This window comes from Thauera terpenica 58Eu (assembly GCF_000443165.1).
GTDB classification, from domain to species: Bacteria; Pseudomonadota; Gammaproteobacteria; order Burkholderiales; family Rhodocyclaceae; genus Thauera; species Thauera terpenica.
The window spans coordinates 192513-218528 of sequence record NZ_ATJV01000001.1 but is presented as its reverse complement, the minus strand read 5'-3'; the positions used below and the strand labels follow the sequence as shown (position 1 = coordinate 218528).

Genomic DNA, 26016 nt, shown 5'->3' with positions numbered 1-26016 from the left:
GGCGAGTTTGGTTTTGATGGTCTCCTAACCCCTCATGGGGAGCGGGAACGCATGGAGCCCATCGCCCGCTACGACCTGTGGATGCGCTCCTAACCCCTCATGGGGAACGGGAACGGTGCGCGAGCTGCCTCAGGCAGGCGCCGACGACCACTCCTAACCCCTCATGGGGAACGGGAACGGTGCGCGAGCTGCCTCAGGCAGGCGCCGACGACCACTCCTAACCCCTCATGGGGAACGGGAACTCGCCCCCTCGGCCGACTCTTCCGGCCAATCGCCGAACTCCTAACCCCTCATGGGGAACGGGAACGACGGAGTTACATGGACTGCTCGAACGAGTGCTGCACTCCTAACCCCTCATGGGGAACGGGAACGCGGGCGGGCGCTCGAGGTGTGCGAGAACTTTGCGCCCTCCTAACCCCTCATGGGGAACGGGAACCTTGATCAGGAGCGCCTCACGATCCGGCGCATTCTTCTCCTAACCCCTCATGGGGAACGGGAACGAGGTAGCTTAGTGCGTCTATGTCGCCTTGGCTGAGCTCCTAACCCCTCATGGGGAACGGGAACGTGCGGTGAAGCTGGGCTTGAGCGTGGCCACCAGCGTCTCCTAACCCCTCATGGGGAACGGGAACATCGTTAGTGCCATGGAGGCGGGCGAATCAGCACTTCTCCTAACCCCTCATGGGGAACGGGAACTTCAACGCGCAGATGGTCGGTCGCACGAACGCCGAGATCTCCTAACCCCTCATGGGGAACGGGAACCTCGACGGCATCGAACTGCCCGCCGGCATGATCTGGCTCCTAACCCCTCATGGGGAACGGGAACGGCAGGTAGCCGGCGACACGCTCATCGAGCTCGTCCTCCTAACCCCTCATGGGGAACGGGAACGTGGAACGTCGCATCCGGCTTGCGCCAGTAGCTGCTCTCCTAACCCCTCATGGGGAACGGGAACAAAAATGCCCGGCGCAAAAGGCCGGGCCAAGAGGGACTCCTAACCCCTCATGGGGAACGGGAACCGTGACCGCCTTGCGTGACAGGGGCATGTGGGTCGTCTCCTAACCCCTCATGGGGAACGGGAACGCCACTCCGACCCCTACGCCCAGCAGCTTTGGCGATCTCCTAACCCCTCATGGGGAACGGGAACTGGCGCTCTGCATCTGCTTGATGGCGGCTTCGACAGTCTCCTAACCCCTCATGGGGAACGGGAACCTCGTTACCGCTCACATCGGCGTTGCAAATGCTCATCTCCTAACCCCTCATGGGGAACGGGAACCGCACAACTGATTCAGCAAGCGATTGAAGAGGCGTCCCTCCTAACCCCTCATGGGGAACGGGAACATGCTGGCCTCGCTCTACTTCGGCAACGCGACGCTGCTCTCCTAACCCCTCATGGGGAACGGGAACGTCGGTCACATACAGCCTGGACGGATGAGAAACCTGCTCCTAACCCCTCATGGGGAACGGGAACTGCGAAGTTGACATCCTCCCCGCCCTGAAGGACGGGCTCCTAACCCCTCATGGGGAACGGGAACCCGGCGCCCCGAGCGCTGCGTGTGCGAGCCGGCTCATCTCCTAACCCCTCATGGGGAACGGGAACTCGCCCTCCAGGCCGGCGTCGTCGGCGTTGAGTGCCGCTCCTAACCCCTCATGGGGAACGGGAACCGCCGTCGGTGGCGTCCTCGATGCCGGCGCAGATCTCCTCCTAACCCCTCATGGGGAACGGGAACCTCGGTAACCCAGGCGAGCGTGCTCGGGCCGATGTCCTCCTAACCCCTCATGGGGAACGGGAACAAGCGGCTTGTTGAAGTCGAGCTTCCCTGCGGCGAGCTCCTAACCCCTCATGGGGAACGGGAACACCCACCATCTGCAAGCTGAGCGCGTTCGCGGGGCGCTCCTAACCCCTCATGGGGAACGGGAACGAGCAATAGGCGTTTCTGTCCCGACGGTCCATCAGTGCTCCTAACCCCTCATGGGGAACGGGAACGCCAGGTAGCACGATGCGGCGGTTCAACGTCGATCCGCTCCTAACCCCTCATGGGGAACGGGAACGATTGTCCTTCGGGCCGGGTATGGGCGGAGAGATCAACTCCTAACCCCTCATGGGGAACGGGAACCACATACGAACAAGCACGAGAAAAGCTAAACAACTTCTCCTAACCCCTCATGGGGAACGGGAACATCCGACGAACCCTTGGGCGATGGTGAGGACGGCGTGCTCCTAACCCCTCATGGGGAACGGGAACGAGCGGGTTAAGCGGCTGGAGGCCGATCGGGCGAGCTCCTAACCCCTCATGGGGAACGGGAACCGTGCATGGCCACGGCCTCGGGGTCGTGGTTGATGGCCTCCTAACCCCTCATGGGGAACGGGAACGGTGGTGGCGCCTTCGTTGGTGACGACCAGGGCGCTCTCCTAACCCCTCATGGGGAACGGGAACTGTGCTTTCTCAAGCCCGCGAATCAGGTTTTCACGCTCTCCTAACCCCTCATGGGGAACGGGAACGCCAAACTGGAAGCCCAACACGACCACGTGCTGGCGGCCTCCTAACCCCTCATGGGGAACGGGAACGCGCACGGCCAGTCCGGCGAATAGATGCGGTCGATCCACTCCTAACCCCTCATGGGGAACGGGAACCTTTTGCAGGATGAGATGGCCGATCCTCGCGCCAAGCTCCTAACCCCTCATGGGGAACGGGAACAACCCCGACCACCGAGCGAACCAGAATAACTACCGCTAACTCCTAACCCCTCATGGGGAACGGGAACCGGCCTCCGCCGCATCACAAACAGGCCCCCATTCAACTCCTAACCCCTCATGGGGAACGGGAACCGGAGCGCAGCCGAAGGCGAGCACCGAACGGGTGAGCTCCTAACCCCTCATGGGGAACGGGAACCATACAATTCAAGTTCGTGAGGAACGAGGCGGAAGTCTCCTAACCCCTCATGGGGAACGGGAACGACCAAGCCGACAACGTGACAGCCGAACTGATCCCCTCCTAACCCCTCATGGGGAACGGGAACTGCACAGCGACGCCGACCACATCGAGCCCGTCCAGCTCCTAACCCCTCATGGGGAACGGGAACTCGATGCGCAGGCGCTGCGCCGTGCTGGCGCTGCTTTGCTCCTAACCCCTCATGGGGAACGGGAACCTGCTTGCGCAGTCGTGTGGCACAGCCATGGACAGTCTCCTAACCCCTCATGGGGAACGGGAACGGGATTAGATCAGACGGTCAAGCCGAAAGCTGCGGTCTCCTAACCCCTCATGGGGAACGGGAACCTTGAGCGGGCAGAGCGCATCGCGGCACCCATGCGCCTCCTAACCCCTCATGGGGAACGGGAACCAGCACGACCGCTGCATTCACCCGACCGGGCCGCACACCTCCTAACCCCTCATGGGGAACGGGAACCAGAGCGGACATGGGCGAAAGGCCGCGCGGAGGATCCTCCTAACCCCTCATGGGGAACGGGAACCGGCGCGTGACCGCGGCCATGTCGCCGGTGTCGGCGAGCTCCTAACCCCTCATGGGGAACGGGAACTCAGCACCGAGCAGATCCGCGCAACGTCGCTCTCTACTCCTAACCCCTCATGGGGAACGGGAACGCTTCAGCTTCGTTCATGATGAGACTCCTAGAACGGCTCCTAACCCCTCATGGGGAACGGGAACATGTGGTCCTGCCACTCAAGCCCCGCATAGGCGGCGAACTCCTAACCCCTCATGGGGAACGGGAACCTTTTTGAGCCTCTGACAGCGCGCCCTTGGTGCTGACCTCCTAACCCCTCATGGGGAACGGGAACGGGGTGTTTCTCTTCCAAGTAAGAACTCCTGTTTCCGCTCCTAACCCCTCATGGGGAACGGGAACTGTGTTTTCGCGCACGGCTGACATGCAGGACTACACCGGCTCCTAACCCCTCATGGGGAACGGGAACTCGCCTGTACGTCGTAGCGGTCGAACACATCGCGCACTCCTAACCCCTCATGGGGAACGGGAACGCTGGAAGCCGCACTGGCGCGCATGATGCAGATCGAGCTCCTAACCCCTCATGGGGAACGGGAACTAAATTCGCCGATCATCCCGAACTCGTCCCAGCACCCTCCTAACCCCTCATGGGGAACGGGAACGAATTCAACGCAGCGAGCGCGGCAACCAGAGCGGCGACCTCCTAACCCCTCATGGGGAACGGGAACTTGCCCGACGGTGTAGCTTGTCGCGGCGCTCCATTCGGCTCCTAACCCCTCATGGGGAACGGGAACACGTCCCTTCGGTCGTGCCGTCGGTCGTCGTGAAGTACTCCTAACCCCTCATGGGGAACGGGAACTCCCGAGCAGGCCGATTTTCACGATGATGCCCTCGTTCTCCTAACCCCTCATGGGGAACGGGAACGGCTTACTGCCGTGGTTCCGTTGCCCGCCTTGCTGTACTCCTAACCCCTCATGGGGAACGGGAACCGGAGCCCTGTGCGCACTCGTGCGTGACGCGGCTTGTCTCCTAACCCCTCATGGGGAACGGGAACCCAGTGATCGGCAAACGCCTTGCGCGCCTGGGCGACCTCCTAACCCCTCATGGGGAACGGGAACAATTCCAACCGTCGTGTTGGATGCCGAGCGTGTCGTCTCCTAACCCCTCATGGGGAACGGGAACGTGGCTGACGCGCAAGCGCAGGGCGACCAACAGTTTTCCTCCTAACCCCTCATGGGGAACGGGAACCGTGGACGCGGCCAGCCAGAACAAGGCCGAGGACGTCTCCTAACCCCTCATGGGGAACGGGAACCCGCGAGCAGCCATTGCAGCTTCGAGCGGCGGGCGTTCTCCTAACCCCTCATGGGGAACGGGAACGAGTGGAAGGCTGCCGTTCGCGCTGTGTGGGCAAGACTCCTAACCCCTCATGGGGAACGGGAACGGTCCGTTCGTGACTGCGCGAAAGGCGGACTGCTGTCCTCCTAACCCCTCATGGGGAACGGGAACACCCCGATGGCTCCATCGCTATCCACCTTGAGCACACTCCTAACCCCTCATGGGGAACGGGAACGTAGCCCCATGCCTTCGCAAACGCGATGCAGCGCCTCTCCTAACCCCTCATGGGGAACGGGAACAACTCAGAATGCTGGCCGAAGACTTGCACGTCAATGCTCCTAACCCCTCATGGGGAACGGGAACGCGTTCGAGTCGCTTGACCAAGGCGAGTTCTTTGAGCTCTCCTAACCCCTCATGGGGAACGGGAACACGCCGAGGGTACGGGCGTCGCGCTGACCAACGCCTCCTCCTAACCCCTCATGGGGAACGGGAACGCTGCGCGGGTCCGGCCTGGAAGGGCTGAAGGATCTGCTCCTAACCCCTCATGGGGAACGGGAACAGGCAAGTGCGAGCGGCTCGAAGCAAAGATCGCAGACTCCTAACCCCTCATGGGGAACGGGAACCATCGAGGTCGTGGAGCAGTTCGAGGGATCCGGCAAGCTCCTAACCCCTCATGGGGAACGGGAACGAGCGCGCCTTGGCTGCCCTCAACGCCCCCGAACCCCTCCTAACCCCTCATGGGGAACGGGAACACACGCTTGGCGTTCAACTTTTCCGCTCCCCTGGCGTCTCCTAACCCCTCATGGGGAACGGGAACCGCCCTGCCCTGGCGCGCCAAACCCCAGCGCGCTGGTCTCCTAACCCCTCATGGGGAACGGGAACCGCCCAGCATGTCGGTTTTGGCGGCGCGCCAGGCGTCCTCCTAACCCCTCATGGGGAACGGGAACGGCTTCGTCCTCGACAGTCTCGATGTGGGTGGCGCCCTCCTAACCCCTCATGGGGAACGGGAACGCCCTTGTCCCAGCTGCCGATCACGCCATTGATGCGCTCCTAACCCCTCATGGGGAACGGGAACGACACTGGCCGAGCTCACCGGCCTGAAGCTGACGACCTCCTAACCCCTCATGGGGAACGGGAACGGCAACGACGACCGCGCGCCCGCTCCTGAGCGCCCCTCCTAACCCCTCATGGGGAACGGGAACGACCACTGCGGTTGCGGCCAACGCCAAGGCGTCGGACTCCTAACCCCTCATGGGGAACGGGAACACGAGCTGCTGACCCGCAGCCTGAAGGACGCACTGGCCTCCTAACCCCTCATGGGGAACGGGAACAAGGATGCGCTCGAGGCATACGCGCTCAAGTACGACTCCTAACCCCTCATGGGGAACGGGAACACGCTGGCGAGCACAACGGTTACGGGTGGCGTTTTCCTCCTAACCCCTCATGGGGAACGGGAACCCTCCGTTTCTCGTCATTTAACGACTGCGAGAGGGTAAAAAAACGGAACAGGGCCTGCGCAAACATGCCAAAAGAGCTACGCAGTCCGTTCTTTTTTGCACGATCCGATATCGTAGTCACAGGATCAACGCATTCATTTCGTGATGGAGCAGGGAGCGCTCGGTCAGTGCGCCATTTCCGCTATTCTTTTCCAGGATGGATGCCTGGATGTTATGGCGGTTCATTGCGCGGAATTGCAAAACCCGGTCGTCCGGAATTGCAATTCTGGAAATGCTGGCGCGCAGTTTGCGATACTGCGCCTCGGTCAAGTCGCCAGCAAAGACTGAGTTCTGCTCGTGGGTCAGAAATTTTAGCAGAAGGCGCTTGTAGATCTCGGTTCGGTGGGCTCTTACGTCGTATGTAATGACGATGAACATCAGATCTTCCTCCGCCAGGGGCGGTACTCCTTGATTCCAAGGAGGTCCCGCTCCAGCGCCAGTGCTTCCTGGCGTATCACTTCACGAAAGGACGGTTCGCCTTGAACCCGCTCCTCAGTTTTGCGCACCCATGACTCGAGCGTGCTGCCTCGTCCAAGTTCGGACAAACGGCACACCTGGTCTTCCTGATGAAACCACTCGGGCTTGATTTGCTCGCGGAGCACAGCCTCGAAGATCAAGGTGTCGCAGATGGCGGGCTTGAATACCTCGGAGAGGTCCAGCGCCAACGATGCGCGCGCCTCCTGGCTGGAGTGCAGGAACGAAATGCAGTCATCCAGGTGGGTTTTTGCGATTTCGTTGCGGACCAGCGCATAGGCCAGCCCATTGAACCAGGAGATGAGACAGTTGATGGGATTGTTCGGTGGTCTGCGCCTGCGTGCGCCAAAGTCCAGCCGATGATCGATCATGCCCCAGGCGTCGTAATAGAACGCCCGGATCTGGCCCTCGATACCCATCAGGCTTTCTACGGTTTCCATCTGGGGAATACGTGCGATCAGCGGGTCTATCAAGGACAGGCTTCGTTCCAGGTCACGATTGCCTCGGTAGGCTCGATATTTAAGATTTACTTTTATATTGCGCGCTGCACCCATTACGAACGCACGCGCAAACTCCATGCGACGAGCGGGGTCGAGGTGCGCGGCAGCCTGAAGAAGTCGAATCTTTCCGGCAGCGGGCGAACCCTTGGGTTCGAAACTTCCAACCACGTTTCCGTGCCAGTCGAGAATGGTTACCCGGACCGCGCCTCGACCGCACAGCCCGAGCACGGCCGTGGTCAACTGCGCCTCTCCTGCAACGATGACATTGCGCAAGCCTTCAATCGGCACCCGGCGCCGAGGCCCCTCGGACGGAATAACCACCAGGGTTGAGTGCTCACGCACCAGCTTTACGTCCTTGGTCAGGTAAAGCGTTTCCATCAGCTATGCCCACACAGGAAGCGATATGAACAGGATGCGCAAATTGGTTTTTGCGCTGCGGCGGGCGGCAGCGGGTCGGCGCGCAAGCGCACCAGGCGCTGCGCCATCTCGACCATCTCGATAATGTTGGCGAGTTTGATTTCAACCGTGATGTGCTTGCGGCCGCCGATAATCTCGTTGGCCGCCGACCAGCGCACTCCGGTGGCGGCCATCAGCATGATTGCGTAGAAGCGGGTCTGCCATGAAACGGCCGCCCGCGCACCGGCCCCCGCCTTGGCTTCGATGACTTCGCGACGAGCCCAATCTACGCGGTCCGGTGCGATCCCCATCAGCCCCTCGACCGAATGATCACGGGGTCGATGAATCTCATGCGCGACAATGCCCAACTGCATGCGCGGTTCCAGATGGGCATAGTCGATTCGATTCAGATGTAGCCAGGCACGTCGTTCGCACAATTCGAGGTGCTGGAACAGCAGGCCATGCAGGTCGAATTGCTCCGCGAGCGCATGAAATCGGCGCACCGGGGCATCCCATTCGCCGAGCTCAGCAGATGAGGCTTGCGTCATTGGCCACCATTTCGCCCGTGCTCATGGGCACGATGCCCGACAGTCGAACAAGCTTTTCAGCGGCTTCGAGCGCTGTGAGCTGCTGGTCGGACAGGCCGGGGTCGCGCTTTTCGGACTTGACGGTACGCAACCAGGCCTCCCTGATCGCGTCCAGTTCGAACGACTTCGTCCACCCTGCATGCGGGAACAAGGCCTCTTCGTGGCGCCGCACCCAACGCCCGCCCAAGGCACACTCGATCTCTACGATCGAGCCGGAAAGCAGTACTTCGATCTGATCGTTTTTCCCCGGGCGTGTGGGTGCAGTGATCAAGGCTTCGGTGCTTGCGTAGAGGTGCCATGGAATGGCTTTCCTCTTGCCCAATGAATCGACCAGCCAGACTTTCGGCAGGATCATGCGCAGCCGCTTGGCCTCCTCGAGAAAGGCTCGAGCCCACGTGCGCGCGGCATCCAGGCCGCAGTGCTCCAATTTTCTCAGCAGTGCGTCAACGACGGCTGCGTGGCGAGGCTGGAAGTTGCGCAAAGTATCCCTCATGCCCTTGTAGCGTGCGCTGCGCTGCAGCGCAGCCCAGAACAAGCCGGCACACCAGATAGCGGATTGCGGCATGCGACGAAAATCACCTTGATCCTGAATCAGTTCGTCAGCGCTGACATCGAAGCGGGTTCGCACCGCCTTCAGTACCAGGTCGATGAAGCGGTCTATCGGGATGCGTGGTGCTTGTTGTGCCAGGTCCAGCCTCAACTGGCGCAACCACGCGTGACGGTCAAGCTGCGCGCGCGTGACATGCACGATCACCGCCCCCGGCAGATCGCCTCGCGCGACGCGGCCAATGCGCTGCACGAATGAGCAGGCATCATGTCCGGGCTCCATCAGGATCAGGCCAGCCTTGAAGCTCACGCCCATCTCGATGCTCGACGTCGCAACCAAGACCTTGAACTGCCGTGGGTCGGTCTGGCGGCCGATGGTGAACAGCTCATCGAGTTCGTGCTCGACGCTGTCGTCCACCGAGTTGACCGCCAGTCGCTCAGCTGGCCCGACGCCGATGTTGCCAAACCAGGTCGCCAGTGCGTGCTTGTCGGCCAGCAGTTGCTTTACCGAGTCATACACCAACACCACTTGCCGCCCGTCATCGGTACGTGCCAGCGTGTCGATGATCTGCGTGCGGTGGATATCCAGCGCAGAGATCAAGCCCTCGCCATCTTCAATCCGAATCGAGACATCCCCATGGATTGCGCGCATGTCGGCTGTTTCAAGCGCGCTGCCCGTCACCACGGTTTCTGCTGCGATCAAAATTTGCTCCGCTGGGATCCCGAAACCGACCAGGGTGGTCTTGAGATCGATCGGGGTGGCCGACAAAAAGCTGATGCGTGCGGTGCCCAGCGCCTGCCAGGCAAAAGTGGCCAGCGCACAGGCCATGCCCATGCCACGCGCCTCGATCGTATGGAACTCGTCAAAGACGACATGAGACAGGCGCAGGAGGTCGAGCAGGTTTTCCGGATCGATGCCGTCGGTACGCAGATGCGCATTCAACAAATACCAAGCCACGCTTTCCGGGGTGGCAACGACCATGAAGCCGCCACCGCTGCGCGTCGCCTCTGCGCGCACCTGTGCAATGCGGCGGTCGCGGCTGCGAATCTGGGGTTCTTCGGCTTCCTGACGTTGGCGTTCGTCCGAGGTCCACAGCAACACCTGCTTCAGCGCTTTCTTCTCCGGCACACCGTCGTGCATCAGGTCGCTGACCAGTCCTTGTGCAAGGTTCTGCGCCAGACGGCGAGTGGGAACGATGAACAGCACCCGCTCGTCACGCTCGCGCATGCCCTTTTGATAGGCGTAGCTCTTACCGGCTCCGGTCGGTGCGGAGAAGATGCGGATGGGTGCCGCTTCGTTCAGCATCCGCTCCTGTAGCGGCGACAGGCCGCTGTGCGGGTCGGATGGCACGGCGTGGCGCGGAATGACAAACTCGATCGGCTCCATGTCCACCGCCCCTCAGGCCTGAAAGTCTCGCCAGTTGCCCACCGTGGCCGCTGCGATGTCGAGTTCCATCGGCGCGGTCACCTGGATGTCGTACAAGGCGAAGACATCCACCGCCAGCGCGGGGTCATCCTCGGGGCGCTGTCCGAAAAGATGGGCGGTGTGAGCGTTGAGTCGGACGGGTCTACTGTCCTGCTGACGGGTGAGTGAAAGCAGACCGCCCAAGTGGCGTCCGGTGCGGACGATGATTTCCGTGACTTCCTTTTGCTCCACCTCGCTGGCCATGCGAAACGGGTCCATGCCAAAAATGGCGCCGTCGTATTCCACGCCGACGGGCACTTCCTGGATGTAGAACCAGGTCTTCAGGTTGCCGGTGCCGGTCGCGTCCATGACCCGCTTCTGGTAGCCGCCCTCGGTGTCCAGGTTCAGCCGCTTGCCGATCGCTGGCAACAGACGAGGATTGCGCGCTTCGAAGACCGAGCACAGCCAGGGTAGTTGGCGCAGATCGCGTGCATAGTCCTTTTGCGGCAAGGCTGCCGAGGGCGCGAGCGCCCCCATGGCGCCGGCCAGTGCATACGACATTGAACGATCGGCCAGATAGGCCGCCAGCGTCGCTGTGCCCGAAGGCACTGCCAGGCTGTGATAGTGAAACGGCGTCAGGCTTATGGCCCGGACCGGTGTGGCAGTCGGCGTGCTCATCCGCCTATTCCCTCAAACCAGGCGTCGAAATACATGCCAATTTTCTTCGCATTGCCCTGATAGCTTGTACGCATGCCATCGTCTTCGGCCTCGAGTCGGGCGATGAGGGATTTCTGCACATCAACAATCTCAGCGCCGTTTACCTCGATCGGGTAGGCGTGCGAGTACAGGTTTTTCAAGGCATCCACGACGGCGACGGAATCTGCAACATCCACGCCGGCCTGATAGAGGGCGTCGACGGCCACATAGGGGCTGGCCAGGTCGCGCTCGAAGCGCCCGGCGTAGCAGCCGACCACATGATTGCGCACATTGACGCCGTAGATCGACGTCTGTCCGCCATAGGCGCCGGCCAGACCCATCGAAAGGATCAAGTGCTCGACTGCCTCGAGCGGCGCCACTTTGCCGTTGAACGAGATGGTTTGCAGCAACAGGGTGCCGGGGCGGACAAAGTGCCGGTCGAACAGGTTGACCGAGTTTTCTTTCTTTTGCGCATTGAACAGCGTGCCGTCTTCCGATGCGCGGTTGTGGAAGGTGACATCAACCGCGTCGCCATATTCCTGCAGTGAGATCGCGTCTGAATACTGCGCCGCGGCTTTCACCGGCAACACCTTGTTGCCCGCATTGGCACTGTCACCGAACACCAGGGCATTGAGGTCGAACTTGTCGGACGGCTTTTCCTTGCCGTAAAAGGCGGTCTTGTTTTGTGCGGAAACGCCGCCCGCTGCGAAAAAGCGCAATACCTGTAGCCCGCGCGCGCGCTCGCCAAACTTGAACTTGTTGGCCACTGCGCGGACATGACGACGGCCTCGCGATTCAATATCGGTAATCTCTGATTCGGCGTTGCGAAACGAGGCCGGTGAGATGAGTTCTCGTAGCACCACGAAGGTGACCGAGCCCAAGTTCTTCAGCGCGGGTTGGGCGTAGGATTTCTTTGCGTCCTCTTCGGTGATGGAAAGCAGCGCGTCGATGTCGCCCAGGTAGGGCTTGAGGGTGTTCAGGGGCATCATGATCTCCAGTTCAGACTCAGGTGTTGGGTTCAGCGCTTGTTTGGGTCTTGGCAGCGCCATCGGCTACCGTGGCTTCAGAATTCGCTTTGTCGCGAGGACGGTAGGATTCGACCTCGAAGGCCACTTGATAGACAGCCATTGCGATTCGACGTGCTTTCGACGCAGGCGGGCGGCTTTTGAATGCGATGGGCCAGACCTTTTCCACGAACAGGGTGGCTGCCGCCGTCGCCGCCACGCGGGGAAATGGCAGCTGTTTTTGACTGCCACGCCACGCGAGGCGGGACGAGCGCTCGAATTCGTTCTCGAGCGTGCCTGCGATGGCCGCAATCTGTGTTTCCTTGCCTGTTTGATGAAGGGCCGTTGCGCAAGCTTCGACGGCATCAAGCGCGACCTTGAGGCCGAGCGTGCGAACCGCGTTGCTTGCGTCGCGTGAAGGCGCGTCCTGCACCCGAGTCATCGCCCGGGCAAATTCGATCAATACGTTGTCTGACGGTGTCATGTTGATATCCGGGCTCCGGGTGAAAGTTTGAAGGGTGGTTCTGAGGCTGCCGAGCTTGTTAAGCTTGTCGTCCGACAGGCGATTAAGCACCGCGAGTGCTTCGCAGGCGGCGGCAAAGCGAGTAGTGGGGTCGGCGTAGCGCAGCGCCAGTTCCAGTCCGAGATTCGGGGTTTCGCTCATCGCTTCGAGTGCGCGCAACAGTTCGATTGCCGGCGGAATCTGCTCCAGTCGCAAGGAGCGCCCACCGATACCGCGTTCGATGGCGCCAGGCAGGAAGTCGAAATGTACGAAAGCGTTTTCAGGTGTGGGCAGACCCCGGAATACGTGCACCGGTCGCCCCATTCGCAATGCGGACTGCAGCATCATTCGCGCAAAGGCGATGATCTCCACGGTTTTGGCGGGAATGGAGGTGTGACGGCCGAACATCAGGCGCTGCCCGTAGATCTCGCTTTCGGGGAAAACCGGCCTGTCCGGTTTGATTTCCTGACGCATCAGGTCGTAGTGATTCAGTTGAATGAAATCGGCGTCCGCTCTCATGCTCAGGCTGGCAAAGAGTCCCATCATGGTTGGTGCAGAGACATAGGCTGGAACATCACCATTGCCACGACCCTCGCTCATCAGCGTGCGTAGGCGATGTTCAGCGGCTACAGGGGGCGAAACCAGGGTTTGGGCCTTGCTGCTTTCAAACGACTCCGGTCGACCCTCCCTCCCGGAGAACGCGCTGGTCTTGATGCCGTCCAGACCAGACTTTGAGTCGATGCGGACTTCGATGCCGACCGGCAGATTGGTGAAATGGCATCGTCCCGCGCTGTCTTCGGTCGCTGACACCATGAAGCGACGACCAAGGACCGCCTTGAACCACTGCATGGCTGCGTCAACCAGCGCCGCGCCGGGATCACCGTTCTTGTCCAACAGGCCGGCGCGATTGCCCTTGTCACCACAGAGCCAGAGTTGGAGCAGGCCATCGTCCCCGAAAAGACGCTCGCGCAAGTCCTCGTTCTGTTCCGTAAGGGCTGCCGCCCACGCGCCCAGGAGGGACTGGCGGCTCAGACGGTGAGCGACCGCCGTCAGCCATGCCGGCGCCACGTGGCCACACTGCGCCAGTGTGGCAAGGAGTTCGGCTTCACGCACCTCGGCCGCCGGCACCTGCGCCGCCAGCGCCTTGAGAGTGGGTTCGGTGCACCCGAGCGCGACCGCAATCATGGCTGCTTCGGTGCGAAGCGTGCGAATCAGCTCGTCGTCTGCCGAGCGAACTGGCCAGATCTGGAAGAGCTTGCCGGCAAACTTGTCGATGCCGGCATAGTTGGGCGCAAAGCCGAGCGGCCCGAACAGGCGGTCGATTTCATCTCGCAAGGACGCGTCGCCGATCAACAAGTCGATATGCACGAACAAGGACTTGGCCGCGCAAGTCGGGTCGTCTTGCAAGGCCTCGCGCAAGTCGTCCACGCCCGCGCCGCCGTCCTGAATGTCACGCATGCCGTTTCCTTGCGGCACGATCACACGCAGGCTCAGATTCAAGGGCCGGGTTGCGCGCTGTATTCCCCCTTCGATGATCCTGTTGGCCTCTGGCTCTGGAACGATCGCGAACAGCTCGCCGTCATGATGGACTTCCAGCAGGGGTGGCATGCCGCACAGGGCGACGGTTTGTGCACTCAAGCCGCGCTGAAGTGCGTTGAGCAGGAAGGGGGTATGGCCTGAACGGAGGTGCAGTACACGCCAGCCTGTGGTGAAAAACGGGCTGCGAAAGCCGCCGAATTTTTGCAGTTCTGCCACCATCGCTGCTGGGCCTAGAGCGCTGTTGAGGAACAGCCCCTCAAGCCGATCAGCAAGCCGCACATAGCCGCAGTCGGCATTCTCTGCTGCCGAAAGCAAGCGCATGCCGGGCTTCAATGTGCCACTGCGGCTGAGCTCCACTGCATGAATCATGGAAAGCAGCTCGGCCGCAGACACATTCACCCCGGCCTGTTCGAGGAAGCGACCCACTTGGAATCGTTCCAGAAGATTTTCGACATGCTCTGGCGTGAGTTCGTCCGTGCGCGCGAGGCCGAGAATCTTGTCGGCATCGTGCAGGAAGCCCACCGCAATGAGCAGCGCGACGCGCAAGCGGATTTTTGTGTCGTCAATGCCCGCTGCGCGCATATCCAGTTCGGCGAACACCGCGCTACCGCGTGCGACAGAGACAAGATGATCAAGCAGGCTGATGTTGCGAAAGCCTTCGCGTTTGGCAAAACCCGGGCCTGGAATGTATCCACCCTTGCCGGAGACCGTCATCAGATACGGGGCACGGTGATCGATACGCTTGTTGGCTGCGACCTCCTGTGCCGACTTTGCACCGAGCGGCCCTGCGGTGAGCGCACGTTCTGCATCGCTGAAAGCAGCACCGATCACAACGGTGTCGAGGAAGTGCTTGAAGAGTGTGGGAGCAATGGACAACATGTCTCGGCCTCAGCTCATCAGGATCGGGCAGCCGAATCCGGCACGTGTCTTGGCGCCGACACCTGCCAGAAAGGCGAATCGGACATCCTCTGGCCGGCCGCGCAGCGTCATCGGAACGGAAAAGGCAGGATGAAAAAGTGGCTTGCCATTCGACAGGCGTCGGATGTGGACGAGCTGTTTTTTGAGATCTGTCGTCATCGAGAGGCGATCGCTCGAAATCGTCAGATCCAGGGCGCGGCCTGCACGTCGAGTAAGGCCGGCAAGCAGTGCGGCGTTGAGGTCTACGCCGACGAGATCATCATGAAAGCGGGTTTTCTCGCGGCCCTGCTTGGGCATGGGCACCAGGAACGGGCTGGCAAAGCTCACCATCAATTCCGCGACCCCTTCGGGCGGCAAGCTCGGGCAGTGGCGTAGTGCCGCACCACCTAGATAAATGGCGTCGCCATTGCTCGACGCCACCCGAATCTCGTCGGGATCAAGGCGCGCAAGCGCCTCGGCGAAGCGTGGCGAAGGTGATGAAAGGATGACCGAGTACACCGTTCTCCTGCCGTCCGGGCCAGCTTTGCCTGCGGTGCCGAATGTCCATGGAAGTGCCTTTTCTCCCACCAAGTCGTCTGAATGGAGGCCAGCCGCGACCAGTCCGGCGACCAGGGCTGCGTTCATGCTGTCGGTGTAGCGGTAGCGCTGGGGCTGCTTGCGAAAATCGATCAGAACTCTCATGTCATGCTCTCGTGAGAAATTACGAGGTCATCTTATCCGAGCACGAAGGATTTTTCATTGTCATAACTGTGATACTTTCACACACTATGAATGTGCCTAAGATTAATGAAATCTTCTTCGAGTATCTGGCCTACTGGGAGTCAGGTCTCCAGGCCTCGCGCCTTGCCAAGATCCTCGGGCAGAGCCGCGAGCATGTGCAGCGCAATACGATCAGTCGCTTCGAGCGGACCTATCGGGTTCGGCTGATCAACTCCCAAGGACGGATGCGAAAGCTGGCGGATACTTCTGAGGGATTGCGCTTCGCACCCTCTCGCCCGTCGGACCTTGTGCGCATGCTCGATGGGATTTCGATCCTGTTCCAGAATGCACCCGAGGACTACCCGTTGGGTGTACGGGTGGAGAACCCCCTTCACGGGCTCATGCCGGAACCCGACGCGGAGGTGTTCCGCGCCCTCTATGCGGCTTGCACCCACAAATGCGCTGTCCGCATGCAATACCACTCGAAGCAGGGCGTCTTCCCAATGACTTTCAGTCCGCACGCTTTGGTTCAGGTGCCGGACCGCGTCCACTTCAGAGGCTACGCGCAGTGGGCCGCAGGGCAGGAGAAAGGGATGTTCATCGACCTCGTTCCGGCCCGTGTCGAGTCGATTGACGGCGAGATGATTTGGGATGCAGTGCCCTCATCTGAAGATGCGGACTGGCACAGCAAGTCAAGTGCGGTTTATCGCCTGTCTTCGGAGTTGCCCGCGGCGCTCGCGGCGGTACTGAGGCAGGAATGGGCGTCATCCATGACCGACAACAGTCGGCCTGACACGATGGTCATTCCATCCGTCAGAAAAGCCGTCAAGCCTTACGTTGATCGGGCGCTCAGATACCGATGGTTCGGCAATGATCACTACGAAACCTGGATTCCACAAACAGTCGAATGAGCGGGGACAGTCGTGCGGCGATGAGCCAGTGACGGCTCGCGCCATTGCAGCGCTGCCATCCTCCACAAACACTCACGCCCGCAGGCAACAAATGCCTGCGGGCGTGAGCTTGTCAATTCAGCGTCGGGCCGAGGGTGAATCAGGCAAAGACGAAGTACTTGCGAACGGTCTCGACCACTTCCCAGGTGCCCTTCATGCCGGGCTCGACGATGAAGATGTCGCCAGCCCTGAGATGGATCGGCTCCATGCCGTCGGGGGTGATGATGCAGTAGCCCTCGCGGAAGTCGCAGTATTCCCATTTGTCGTACGAAACCCGCCATTTCCCCGGCGTGCAGATCCAGGTGCCCATGATCTTCGTGCCGTCGTCGGACAGGTAGGCGTTGAGGTTGACGGTATGCGGCTCGCCAGCGATGCGCTCCCACTTTCCGGCATCCAGCATGGGCACGGGCACGGTGTCGCGTAGAACGGTAATCGGATTATTCATGTTGTCTCCAAGTAGTCGGATTTGCGTTGCCAAGCAACAGGGCAGGGAGACTGTAGGGCGTTTGGGCTCAGGGCTTTTGCCTGTATTCGACAATAACGTATCCAGAACGGTAGTTCTGGCGGGGAAAGCACTGCGGCGGTGGTCGCGCAGCGCGTAAACGGCGATGGGGGCGCCGTTTACGCCCCCATCGCCGTTCGCATCTGTCACAGACCGGGCGCCGCGTGGGCGTCCGTCCGCTGCTGCAGCGCGCTTACTTCAACGGCTCCCACTTGCCGTCTGCGTAGCGATACAGGCTGATGCCGCCTTCCTTGATGTCGCCCTTGGCGTCGAAGGCGATGTTGCCGGTCACGCCCTTGAAGTCCACCTTTTGCATGGCGGGCAGGTACGTGGCCGGGTCGGTCGAGTCGGCGGCCTTCATGCCTTCGATGAGCGCGGTGGCGGCGTCGTAGCTGTAGGGGGCGTAGAGTTGCACCCCGGCGTCGGGGGTGCGGGGCTTGATCTTGGTGAGGATGGCGGTGAAGTCGGTGGCCTCGTCGTTGGTGAACTCGCGCCGTGTCTCCGAAGGTTGCAAAGAGTCACCGCGTGGGCGTTGCAAATCCCGAGGTGATGATCGATTCTAGCCCAGTGATCTGCTGCCCGGCAGATGCGAGCGAATAGGGAAAACACCACGCATGAAACGTCTGCTTGCCTATTTGTGCACCGTCCTGGCTGCGCTCGGGATCAGCGCCTGTGATTACTTCAAGCTGCGCGAGCTCCAGCCCGGGGTGTCGACCGCCACCGAGGTGCGCGACCGTTTTGGTGTGCCGGAGATGGAGTGGACCAACGCGGATGGCTCGGTGACCTGGGAGTTTTCACGTCAGCCCGAAGGCATCGAGTGCTTCATGATCACCCTCGGCGCGGACAACATCCTGCGCCGCGTCGATCAGGTGCTCGACGAACAGAGCTTCGCCCGCGTGGTCAACGGGCTCAATGGCGACGAGGTGCGTCGCCTGCTCGGCAAGCCCGCGCGCAGCCAGTTCTTTGCGTTGAAGCAGGAGACGGTGTGGGAATGGAAGATCAGCCATGGCTTTGCGGGCAGCAGCGAACCGGTGTTCTTTACCGTGTCCTTCAATACCGATGGTCGTGTGGTCGGCACCAGCCGCTACACCCAATACAGACGCTGAACGGAGGGTGGTCATGGCCATGACGAATTCAAAGACGGGGGGCTTGCCTTGGCTGGCGATGCTGCTTGCGGTGCTGGGTGCGCTGTCCTTGAGCGCTTGCGTGACTTACGCTCCGCCACGCCCCTTCACCACCGAGGCCGAGACCCTGGCCGCCAAGGGCGAGCCCACGCGGCGCTGGCAGGATGGCGATGGCACGCACACCCTCGAGTACGCAACCCAGCCCAATGGGCGCAGCTGCCTGATGGTGCAGGTCGATCAGGGCGGCATCGTGCTGCGGCAGTGGAATGCGCTCTCCGAGGAAAACCTGGCGCGTGTACAGCGTGGCATGACGCGCGAGGAGGTCGACCGCCTGCTCGGCCAGCATCGTTCCGAGCAGGTGTTCAAGCAGTCGGGCGAGGAGGTGTGGGACTGGAACGTGCGCAATGACGGGCCGGGTGTGGGCACGCTGTTCAATGTGCATTTCATCGACGGCAAGGTGGTGCGTACCAGCCAGACTTACCTCTATCCACGCGAAGGTCCGTACTTCGGACCCTGGGGCTATCCTTATCCGTATTACCGCCATCCGTTTTTTCCGCCTCACCCCTTCTTTCCCTACTGGTGAGCCCCTGCTCCCGGTAAGTCCTTGTCGCCAGGTGTTTATCGCCATGTTGGCAAGTCCTGGCTGGAGCCGATACAATCCCGTCCTTGCCGAGGAGCGTTGCGACCCCGATCAGAAATTCGCGGGCCAGGCTCGGCAACCGATCAACGGCGCTCACAAACCATCAGCTGGTTTGTGGCGCCGTTCGCATGTGTGGGTGGCGTTGCCCGGCGACTTTTGAATGACCGAGGACATCCCCATGCAAGCCGATCGCAGCACCGAACTCCGCAGCCTGCTCGCCGAGCGCATCCTGATTCTGGATGGCGCGATGGGCACGATGATCCAGCAAGAGAAGCTGGGCGAGGCGGACTACCGCGGCGAGCGCTTCCTGGATCACCCCAAGGATCTCAAGGGCAACAACGACCTGCTGGTGCTCACCCGCCCACAGGTGATCAGCGCCATCCATCGCGCCTACCTCGAGGCCGGCGCGGACATCATCGAGACCAACACCTTCAACGCCACCCGCGTCTCGCAGGCCGACTACGGCCTGGACGCCGTGGCCTATGAGCTCAACGTCGAGGGCGCGCGCCTGGTGCGCCAGCTGTGCGACGAGTACACCGCGCTCAACCCCTCCAAGCCGCGCTACTGCGCCGGCGTGCTGGGCCCGACCTCGCGCACGCTGTCGATCTCGCCCGACGTGAATGACCCCGGTTTTCGCAACACCAGCTTCGATGCCCTGGCCGACGACTATTACGACTCGGCAAGGGGGCTGCTCGAAGGCGGCGCGGACATCCTGCTGATCGAGACCGTGTTCGATACCCTCAACGCCAAGGCCGCGGTGTTCGCGATCGAAAGGCTGTTCGAGGATCTGGGCCGGCGCTGGCCGGTGATGGTCTCGGGCACGATCACCGATGCCTCCGGGCGCACGCTGTCGGGGCAGACCGCAGAGGCGTTCTGGAATTCGCTCAGCCATGCGCAGCCGATCAGCTTTGGTCTGAACTGCGCGCTGGGTGCGGATCAGCTGCGCCAGTACGTCGAAGAGCTGTCGAACGTCTGCGATACCCACGTCTCCGCCCACCCCAACGCGGGTCTGCCCAATCCGCTGTCGGCCACCGGTTACGACGAATCGCCCGAACACCTCGCCGCCGAGATTCACGAATGGGCACAGAGTGGGCTGCTCAACATCGTGGGCGGCTGCTGCGGCACCACGCCGGCACATATCGCGGCGATCGCGCACGCGGTGGCGGGTTTCGCGCCGCGTGTCGTGCCCAGGATTGAAAAGCAGCTGCGTCTGTCGGGGCTGGAGCCCTTCAACGTGGGTCCGGATGCCTTGTTCGTTAACGTGGGCGAGCGCACCAACGTCACCGGCTCCAAGGCCTTCGCGCGCATGATCCTCGAAGGCCGCTTCGATGAGGCGCTGGCGGTGGCGCGCCAGCAGGTGGAGAACGGCGCCCAAGTCATCGACATCAACATGGACGAGGCCATGCTCGACTCCATCGCGGCGATGGATCGCTTCTGCAAGCTGATCGCCACCGAGCCCGACATCTCGCGCGTGCCCATCATGCTCGACTCCTCGAAGTGGTCGGTGATCGAGGCTGGCCTGAAGTGCATCCAGGGCAAGGGGGTGGTGAACTCGATCTCGATGAAGGAGGGCGAGCAGGCCTTCCTGCACCAGGCCCGGCTGGCGCGGCGTTACGGCGCGGCGGTGATCGTGATGGCCTTCGACGAGAAGGGCCAGGCCGATACCTTCAAGCGCAAGACCGAGATCTGCGAGCGCGCCTACAGGCTGCTGATCAAGCCGGTGGCCGAAGGCGGCGCGGGTTTCCCGCCCGAGGACATCATCTTCGACCCCAACATCTTCGCCATCGCCACCGGCATCGAGGAGCACGACAACTACGCGGTCGACTTCATCAATGCCGTGGCCTGGATCAAGGAAAACCTTCCCCACGCCAGGACCTCGGGTGGGGTCTCGAACGTAAGCTTCAGCTTCCGCGGCAACGACGCGGTGCGCGAGGCCATCCATACCGTCTTCCTCTACCACGCAATCAAGGCCGGGCTGTCGATGGGCATCGTCAACGCCGGTCAGCTCGGCGTGTACGACGCACTCGCTCCCGACTTGCGCGAAAAGGTCGAGGACGTGGTGCTCAACCGCAAGACCGCGTCCGGGCAGAGTCCGGGCGAGGTGCTGGTCGAGCTCGCGCAATCGGTGAAGGGGCAGGCCAAGGAGTCGGTGCAGGATCTGGCCTGGCGCGAGTGGCCGGTCGAGGAGCGCCTGTCGCATGCGCTGGTCAAGGGCATCACCGAGTTCGTGGTGGGCGACACTGAAGAGGTGCGCGCCAGGCTCGAAGCCGAAGGCCGGCCACCGCTGGCGGTGATCGAAGGCCCGCTGATGGCGGGCATGAACGTGGTCGGCGATCTGTTCGGCGCGGGCAAGATGTTCCTGCCGCAGGTGGTGAAGTCGGCGCGTGTGATGAAGCAGGCGGTTGCCCACCTGATCCCCTACATCGAGGCGGAAAAGTTGCGCACCGGCGCCAGCAGCAAGGGCCGCATCGTGGTCGCCACGGTCAAGGGCGACGTGCACGACATCGGCAAGAACATCGTCGGCGTGGTGCTGGGCTGCAATGGCTACGAGGTGATCGATCTGGGTGTGATGGTGCCCGCGACCCGCATCCTGGAGGCGGCGAAGGAGCACGGCGCGCAGGCGATCGGCCTGTCGGGGCTGATCACGCCCTCGCTCGAGGAGATGAGCCATGTGGCCGCCGAAATGAAGCGTCAGGGCTTCAGCGTGCCGCTGCTCATCGGCGGCGCCACCACCAGCCGCAACCACACCGCGATCAAGATCGCTCCGCACTATGACAACGCGGTGGTCTATGTGCCCGACGCCTCACGCGCGGTGGGCGTGGTCACCGCGCTGCTGTCCGAAGGCCAGAGCGAGCAATTCAAGGCCGAGACCGCGGCCGACTACGAGAAGATCCGCGCCCTCCACGCCAACAAGAAGGGCGTCACCCTCGTCAGCCTGGAGGCGGCGCGCGCCAACGCCTTCCGCACCGACTGGACGGCGGCGCCGGTGGCCGCCTGCAGCACCGCGCACCAGGCCGGCTTCCTGCCCTATCAGCCACCGCGGCCGAACATGCTCGGGGTGCAGGCGATCGACGTCGAACTTGACGAGCTCGTCGCCTACATCGACTGGGGCCCTTTCTTCCAGACCTGGGACCTGGCGGGCCGTTTCCCCGCAATTCTCGATGATGAGGTGGTGGGTGAGACCGCGCGCGGGGTGTTTGCCGATGGCAAGGAGATGCTCGACGCGCTCATCGCCGGCAACTGGCTGCAGGCGAAGGCAGTGTTCGGGCTGTTTCCGGCCAATGCGGTGGGCGACGACATCGAGATCTACACCGACGAAGCACGCGATGAGCTGGCCATGGTGTGGCACGGTCTGCGTCAGCAGCATGAGCGCCCGGCGGGCAAGCCGCACTGGTGCCTGGCGGACTTCATTGCGCCCAAGGATTCCGGCGTGGAAGACTGGGTCGGCGCCTTCGCGGTGACCGCCGGCCTGGGCATCGAAGCCAAGCTCGCCGAGTTCGAGGCCGCGCATGACGACTACCGCGCCATCATGCTCAAGAGCCTGGCTGATCGTCTCGCCGAGGCCTGCGCCGAATGGCTGCACGAGCGCATACGCAGGGAGTGCTGGGGCTATGCCGCCGATGAAGCGCTCGACAATGTGGCGCTGATCGCGGAAAAATACCGCGGCATCCGCCCCGCGCCTGGCTATCCTGCGTGTCCGGACCATACTTCGAAAGGGCCCTTGTTCGAGCTGCTCGGCGCACGCGCCCGCATCGGCATGGAGCTGACCGAAAGCTACGCGATGATGCCGGCGGCCGCGGTGAGCGGTTTCTATTTTTCGCATCCGGACAGTCATTATTTTGCGGTCTCCAGGATCGGCCGCGATCAGCTCGAGGACTGGGCGCAGCGCACCGGCATGGAAGTGGAGGAGGCCGCACGCTGGTTGGCGCCTCTGCTCTGAGCCGGGCTTGTATTGAATCCACAAGGCCCTTGCGGCCTGTGGCCTTGTGCCAGGCAGGGTCGCCTAACGTTTGGATGGTCGAGACGTGAGCATTGGAGCCAGAGGTGTGGTCGGCGCAGTGAGCTGGTACGAAGCGGTCTCGCTGCTGTACCGCAACGCCCTCTTCGCCCAGCTCAACCTCGCCCTCATCGCCGCGCTGATTGCGGTCGGTAACGTCTTTCTGGGGGTTTCCCCCGTGCGTGCGGCGTGGTGGGTGGCGGCGATGGTCTGCATCTCCGCCGGCCGCGCCGCGCTCGTGCGTGTATACCAACGCACGGTGAGTGGTCCGGCTGAGGCCAATCTGTGGTTTCGCCGCTACTACATTGGCAGCACGCTGTCCGCGCTCGGCTGGGCTGCGGGCGTCTGCGTCTTCATGATCGGTGTCAGCAGCGAGGCGCGCTTCTTCACCGCGGGCATGGTCGGCGCGACCATTGCCGGCGCCGTGCCCATGCTGGCGCCCTCGCGCCTGGCCTTGCGCACCTATGTGCTGGTGTCGGTGCTGCCGATTTCGCTGATCGCCTTCTTCGACCATCGTGAGCCTGCCGACACGGTGCTGGCAGTGGCGGCGCTGCTGTTCATGGGCGTGATCATTGCGGGGGCCAACAACCTGCGCACCATGCTGATCAACTCGATCCGGCTCAGCGTCGAGCGCCGCGAGATGATCAGGGAGCTACAGGCCTCGCGCGATCAGGCCGAGATTGCCAACCGCAGCAAGAGCCAGTTTCTGGCCAACATGAGCCACGAGATCCGCACGCCGATGAACGGCATCATCGGTCTCACCGAGCTCGCGCTCATGGATCCGCTCGACCCTGAAGTGCCCGACCACCTGCGCATGATCCAGGCTTCGGCCGACTCCCTGCTGCGCATCCTCAATGACATCCTCGATTTCTCCAAGATCGAGGCTGACAAGGTCGACATCGAACGCGAGCCTTTCGATCTGCACGACACCTTGCGCGTCGCCACTCAGGTGCTGGCGGCACCGGCCAAGTCCAAGGGGCTTGAATTGCGCCTCGAAGTCGCGCCCGATGTGCCGCACACGGTGGTCGGTGATGCGCTCAGGCTAAAGCAGGTGCTGACCAACCTCACCGGCAACGCCATCAAGTTCACCCAGCACGGCGAGGTGACGGTCTCGGTTTCGGTGGTAGACACCCTGGAAGAGGCGCTCGTGGTCGGGTTTTCGGTCAGGGATACCGGCATCGGTATCGATCCTGAGGTGCAGGCGCTGGTGTTCGACGCCTTTGCTCAGGCTGACTCCTCCACTTCGCGTCGCTTCGGTGGCACCGGCCTGGGGCTGTCCATCTCGCGCCGACTGGTGGAGTTGATGGGTGGGGCGCTCGGGGTGGAGAGTCATCCCGGTCAGGGCGCCCATTTCTTCTTCACCCTTCCCTTCGCGCTCAAGGGGCCGGCCCCTGAGTCGGAGTCTGGCGTGGATGTGGGCGCGCAAGCGCTCACCGAGGCCCCCGCAACGCAGCGCAGTCCCGCCATCCTCGTTGTTGAGGACAATGCGATCAATCAGAAGCTCGCCGTGGCCTTGCTTGCGCGGCGTGGCTACGCGGTCAGTGTGGCCGACAACGGTCTGCAGGGCCTGGACAGGATGAGTCGCGAGGGGTTCGACCTGGTGTTGATGGATCTGCAGATGCCAGTCATGGACGGGCTGGAGGCAAGCCGGCGCCGGCGCATCCACGAGCACGAACACGGCCTGCGCCGCACGCCGATCGTGGCCATGACCGCCAGTGTGCGCGAAGAAGACCGCCAGATCTGCCTTGCCGCCGGGATGGACGACTTTCTTGCCAAACCGCTCAACATCGCTCAGCTCTACGAGCGTGTGGATGGCATTCTGCACGCCGGGCCCACCGACCGCGCCTGAGGTCCTGGGCCCGGGTCGCCGGCTTGGGTCGTACGCCGCTCTGGGGTAGCATCGACGGCCTTTATCCAACGGAGCGCGCTGACATGGCCACCCTCGAACTCACCACCGAAAACTTTGACGAAGTGCTGGCAAAGAACCCGATCGTGTTCCTCGATTTCTGGGCGTCCTGGTGCGGCCCTTGCCGCAATTTCGCGCCCACTTACGAGGCCGCGTCGGTGGCGCACCCGGACATCGTTTTTGGCAAGATCGACACCGAAGCCCAGCAGGAGCTTGCTGCTAGCTTCCAGATTCGCTCGATTCCGACCATCGCCGTGATCCGCGAAGGCGTGATGGTGTTTCGCGAGTCGGGTGCGCTGCCGGCCAGTGCGCTCGATCAGGTCATCGAAGGCGTGCGCGGCCTTGATATGGACGCAGTGCGTGCCGAAGTCGCCGCGCAGCAGGACGGCCAGCAAGCCGGCTGAAGCGGCGCACGACGTCCTTACTGTGCATCCGCCTGCAGCGCTGCGGCGGCCTGCAGGCGGATCGCTTCCATGACCGGATGGTTGAGCCGGCGTTCGGTGGTGATGGCATAGATCTGCGCGCGTACGCTGCTGATTTCACCCAGTGCGCGCACCTGATACTGAGCGCAGATGTAGGACGCAATGGCGCTTGGCGCCACGAACAGGCCCGCCCCGCCCTGGCCGAAGGCCTTCATCAGCGCGCTGTCGTCCAGTTCGGCGACGATGTCAGGCTGAATGCGCTGCTTGTCGAACCATTGCATGAGCGCACCGCGAAAGGCGACATCTTCCCCCGGTAGCAGAAAGGGCGCGCTATGCAGCCGTGCCGGGAACCCGCCGTGCAGGCGCTCGCACAACGCCGGACTGCCGAATACGGTCAGCGTGCTTTCACCCAGCAGATTGCTGTAGCCACGCACGCTGAGGTTGGGCGGGATGGGGCGGTCGGCGATGATCAGATCGAGCCGGCGCACCGCCAGTTCGGCCATCAGCGCCGGCAGTGGGCTTTCACGGCACACCAGACGGCCCGGGCGCTCGAGGTGCAGTGCGGGCTCGATCAGGCGGTACACGATCGATTTTGGCATCGAGTCCGGGATGCCGATACGAAATGGCAGCCCGCGTCTTTGCGCCCCGTCACGCAGGGTTTCGACGATCTGATCGCCGAGCGCGAAGATTTCATCGGCGTGGCCGAGGATGCGCTCGCCGGCTTCGGTCATTTCCAGCCGCCGCCCGACGCGGCGGAACAGCGTGCTCCCCAAACTGGCTTCGAAGCTCGCGAGCTGGGCGCTGATTGCGTGTGGTGTGACATTGAGCAGCTTGCTCGCGGCGGCGATGGTGCCGACCCGGCCCACCATCCAGAAGTAACGCAGGTGCTTGTAGTTGAGATCAGTCATCGTGGTTTCATCCAA

Annotated in this window: 17 protein-coding genes, 1 CRISPR repeat array and 1 riboswitch (1 of these 19 cut by a window edge); of the genes, 6 read left to right on the top strand and 11 right to left on the bottom strand. The window is 62.3% G+C overall.

Going from position 1 to position 26016, the window contains the following annotated elements; translation table 11 throughout:
* Nucleotides 1-6248: direct repeats of the CRISPR family, unit length 28 nt; unit sequence CTCCTAACCCCTCATGGGGAACGGGAAC (it extends 1528 nt beyond the left edge of the window).
* Nucleotides 6249-6364: 116 nt separating this feature from the next.
* The 8 genes from cas2 to M622_RS21725 form a co-directional block, all read right to left on the bottom strand.
* A complete protein-coding gene (gene cas2 / locus M622_RS21755; protein ID WP_021247660.1) occupies nt 6365-6664 on the bottom strand; it encodes a CRISPR-associated endonuclease Cas2 in 300 nt (99 codons plus the stop codon).
* Nucleotides 6664-7638 carry a CRISPR-associated endonuclease Cas1 gene (gene cas1, locus M622_RS0119710; RefSeq protein ID WP_031346064.1) on the bottom strand — a complete coding sequence of 325 codons (975 nt, stop codon included), beginning with the start codon at nt 7636-7638 and terminating at the stop codon, nt 6664-6666. The genes cas2 and cas1 overlap by 1 nt, the downstream gene beginning before the upstream one ends.
* Entirely contained in the window at nt 7638-8204 is a 567-nt protein-coding gene (locus M622_RS21750; RefSeq protein ID WP_021247658.1) for a Dna2/Cas4 domain-containing protein, read from the bottom strand. Before M622_RS21750 ends, cas1 begins: the two co-directional genes overlap by 1 nt.
* A complete protein-coding gene (locus M622_RS21745; protein ID WP_021247657.1) occupies nt 8182-10176 on the bottom strand; it encodes a DEAD/DEAH box helicase in 1995 nt (664 codons plus the stop codon). Before M622_RS21745 ends, M622_RS21750 begins: the two co-directional genes overlap by 23 nt.
* Nucleotides 10177-10188: 12 nt before the next feature.
* Complete coding sequence (locus tag M622_RS21740; protein WP_021247656.1) at nt 10189-10872, bottom strand: hypothetical protein; 684 nt, start codon at nt 10870-10872, stop codon at nt 10189-10191.
* Entirely contained in the window at nt 10869-11939 is a 1071-nt protein-coding gene (cas7d, locus tag M622_RS21735; RefSeq protein ID WP_217995293.1) for a type I-D CRISPR-associated protein Cas7/Csc2, read from the bottom strand. Before cas7d ends, M622_RS21740 begins: the two co-directional genes overlap by 4 nt.
* The gene (locus M622_RS21730; protein WP_174377401.1) at nt 11896-14649 is read right to left on the bottom strand and encodes a hypothetical protein; all 2754 of its coding nucleotides are present in this window, start codon (nt 14647-14649) and stop codon (nt 11896-11898) included. The genes cas7d and M622_RS21730 overlap by 44 nt, the downstream gene beginning before the upstream one ends.
* A 174-nt stretch (nt 14650-14823) precedes the next feature.
* On the bottom strand, nt 14824-15534 hold the full coding sequence (locus M622_RS21725; RefSeq protein WP_021247653.1) for a CRISPR-associated endoribonuclease Cas6: 711 nt from the start codon (nt 15532-15534) through the stop codon (nt 14824-14826).
* 86 nt (nt 15535-15620) lie between these two features.
* Between M622_RS21725 and M622_RS21720 the strand changes: the two genes are divergently transcribed.
* Nucleotides 15621-16463 carry a hypothetical protein gene (locus tag M622_RS21720; RefSeq protein ID WP_157281917.1) on the top strand — a complete coding sequence of 281 codons (843 nt, stop codon included), beginning with the start codon at nt 15621-15623 and terminating at the stop codon, nt 16461-16463.
* A 139-nt stretch (nt 16464-16602) separates the two neighbouring features.
* Here the strand turns inward: M622_RS21720 and M622_RS21715 are convergent, their stop codons facing one another.
* Together M622_RS21715 and M622_RS21710 are read right to left on the bottom strand one after the other, a co-directional pair.
* The gene (locus M622_RS21715; protein WP_031346062.1) at nt 16603-16947 is read right to left on the bottom strand and encodes a cupin domain-containing protein; all 345 of its coding nucleotides are present in this window, start codon (nt 16945-16947) and stop codon (nt 16603-16605) included.
* Between the two features lie 250 nt (nt 16948-17197).
* Nucleotides 17198-17542 (bottom strand): ABC transporter substrate-binding protein, encoded by a 345-nt coding sequence (locus M622_RS21710; protein ID WP_370696021.1) that lies wholly within the window; start codon nt 17540-17542, stop codon nt 17198-17200.
* Between the two features lie 76 nt (nt 17543-17618).
* Here M622_RS21710 and M622_RS21705 point away from each other — a divergent pair, with 76 nt between their 5' ends.
* The 5 genes from M622_RS21705 (at nt 17619) to M622_RS21690 (ending at nt 25075) form a co-directional block, all read left to right on the top strand.
* Complete coding sequence (locus M622_RS21705) at nt 17619-18110, top strand: hypothetical protein (RefSeq protein ID WP_021247649.1); 492 nt, start codon at nt 17619-17621, stop codon at nt 18108-18110.
* Nucleotides 18111-18129: 19 nt separating this feature from the next.
* Nucleotides 18130-18711: a hypothetical protein gene (locus tag M622_RS21700; RefSeq protein ID WP_370696020.1), complete on the top strand. Its 582-nt coding sequence runs from the start codon at nt 18130-18132 to the stop codon at nt 18709-18711.
* Nucleotides 18712-18793: 82 nt separating this feature from the next.
* A riboswitch (S-adenosyl-L-homocysteine riboswitch) is annotated at nt 18794-18870 on the top strand.
* Between the two features lie 76 nt (nt 18871-18946).
* Nucleotides 18947-22708: a methionine synthase gene (metH, locus tag M622_RS21695; RefSeq protein ID WP_031346058.1), complete on the top strand. Its 3762-nt coding sequence runs from the start codon at nt 18947-18949 to the stop codon at nt 22706-22708.
* An 85-nt stretch (nt 22709-22793) separates the two neighbouring features.
* Nucleotides 22794-24614 (top strand): ATP-binding protein, encoded by a 1821-nt coding sequence (locus tag M622_RS0119705; protein WP_157281915.1) that lies wholly within the window; start codon nt 22794-22796, stop codon nt 24612-24614.
* Between the two features lie 83 nt (nt 24615-24697).
* Nucleotides 24698-25075: a thioredoxin family protein gene (locus tag M622_RS21690; protein ID WP_021247645.1), complete on the top strand. Its 378-nt coding sequence runs from the start codon at nt 24698-24700 to the stop codon at nt 25073-25075.
* A 17-nt stretch (nt 25076-25092) separates the two neighbouring features.
* Here the strand turns inward: M622_RS21690 and M622_RS21685 are convergent, their stop codons facing one another.
* A complete protein-coding gene (locus M622_RS21685; protein ID WP_031346056.1) occupies nt 25093-26001 on the bottom strand; it encodes a LysR family transcriptional regulator in 909 nt (302 codons plus the stop codon).
* Between the last annotated feature and the right edge of the window lie 15 nt (nt 26002-26016).

Excerpts from the sequence above, each read along its gene's own strand:
- M622_RS21745 (WP_021247657.1), bottom strand. The coding sequence starts at position 10,176 with ATGGAGCCGATCGAGTTTGTCATTCCGCGCCACGCCGTGCCATCCGAC.
- M622_RS21715 (WP_031346062.1), bottom strand. The coding sequence starts at position 16,947 with ATGAATAATCCGATTACCGTTCTACGCGACACCGTGCCCGTGCCCATG.
- M622_RS21725 (WP_021247653.1), bottom strand. The coding sequence starts at position 15,534 with ATGAGAGTTCTGATCGATTTTCGCAAGCAGCCCCAGCGCTACCGCTAC.
- M622_RS21700 (WP_370696020.1), top strand. The coding sequence starts at position 18,130 with ATGACGAATTCAAAGACGGGGGGCTTGCCTTGGCTGGCGATGCTGCTT.
- M622_RS21730 (WP_174377401.1), bottom strand. The coding sequence starts at position 14,649 with ATGACGGTCTCCGGCAAGGGTGGATACATTCCAGGCCCGGGTTTTGCC.
- M622_RS21685 (WP_031346056.1), bottom strand. The coding sequence starts at position 26,001 with ATGACTGATCTCAACTACAAGCACCTGCGTTACTTCTGGATGGTGGGC.
- M622_RS21690 (WP_021247645.1), top strand. The coding sequence starts at position 24,698 with ATGGCCACCCTCGAACTCACCACCGAAAACTTTGACGAAGTGCTGGCA.
- M622_RS21720 (WP_157281917.1), top strand. The coding sequence starts at position 15,621 with ATGAATGTGCCTAAGATTAATGAAATCTTCTTCGAGTATCTGGCCTAC.
- metH (WP_031346058.1), top strand. The coding sequence starts at position 18,947 with ATGCAAGCCGATCGCAGCACCGAACTCCGCAGCCTGCTCGCCGAGCGC.
- M622_RS21705 (WP_021247649.1), top strand. The coding sequence starts at position 17,619 with ATGAAACGTCTGCTTGCCTATTTGTGCACCGTCCTGGCTGCGCTCGGG.
- cas2 (WP_021247660.1), bottom strand. The coding sequence starts at position 6,664 with ATGTTCATCGTCATTACATACGACGTAAGAGCCCACCGAACCGAGATC.
- cas7d (WP_217995293.1), bottom strand. The coding sequence starts at position 11,939 with ATGGCGCTGCCAAGACCCAAACAAGCGCTGAACCCAACACCTGAGTCT.
- M622_RS21740 (WP_021247656.1), bottom strand. The coding sequence starts at position 10,872 with ATGAGCACGCCGACTGCCACACCGGTCCGGGCCATAAGCCTGACGCCG.
- cas1 (WP_031346064.1), bottom strand. The coding sequence starts at position 7,638 with ATGGAAACGCTTTACCTGACCAAGGACGTAAAGCTGGTGCGTGAGCAC.
- M622_RS21750 (WP_021247658.1), bottom strand. The coding sequence starts at position 8,204 with ATGACGCAAGCCTCATCTGCTGAGCTCGGCGAATGGGATGCCCCGGTG.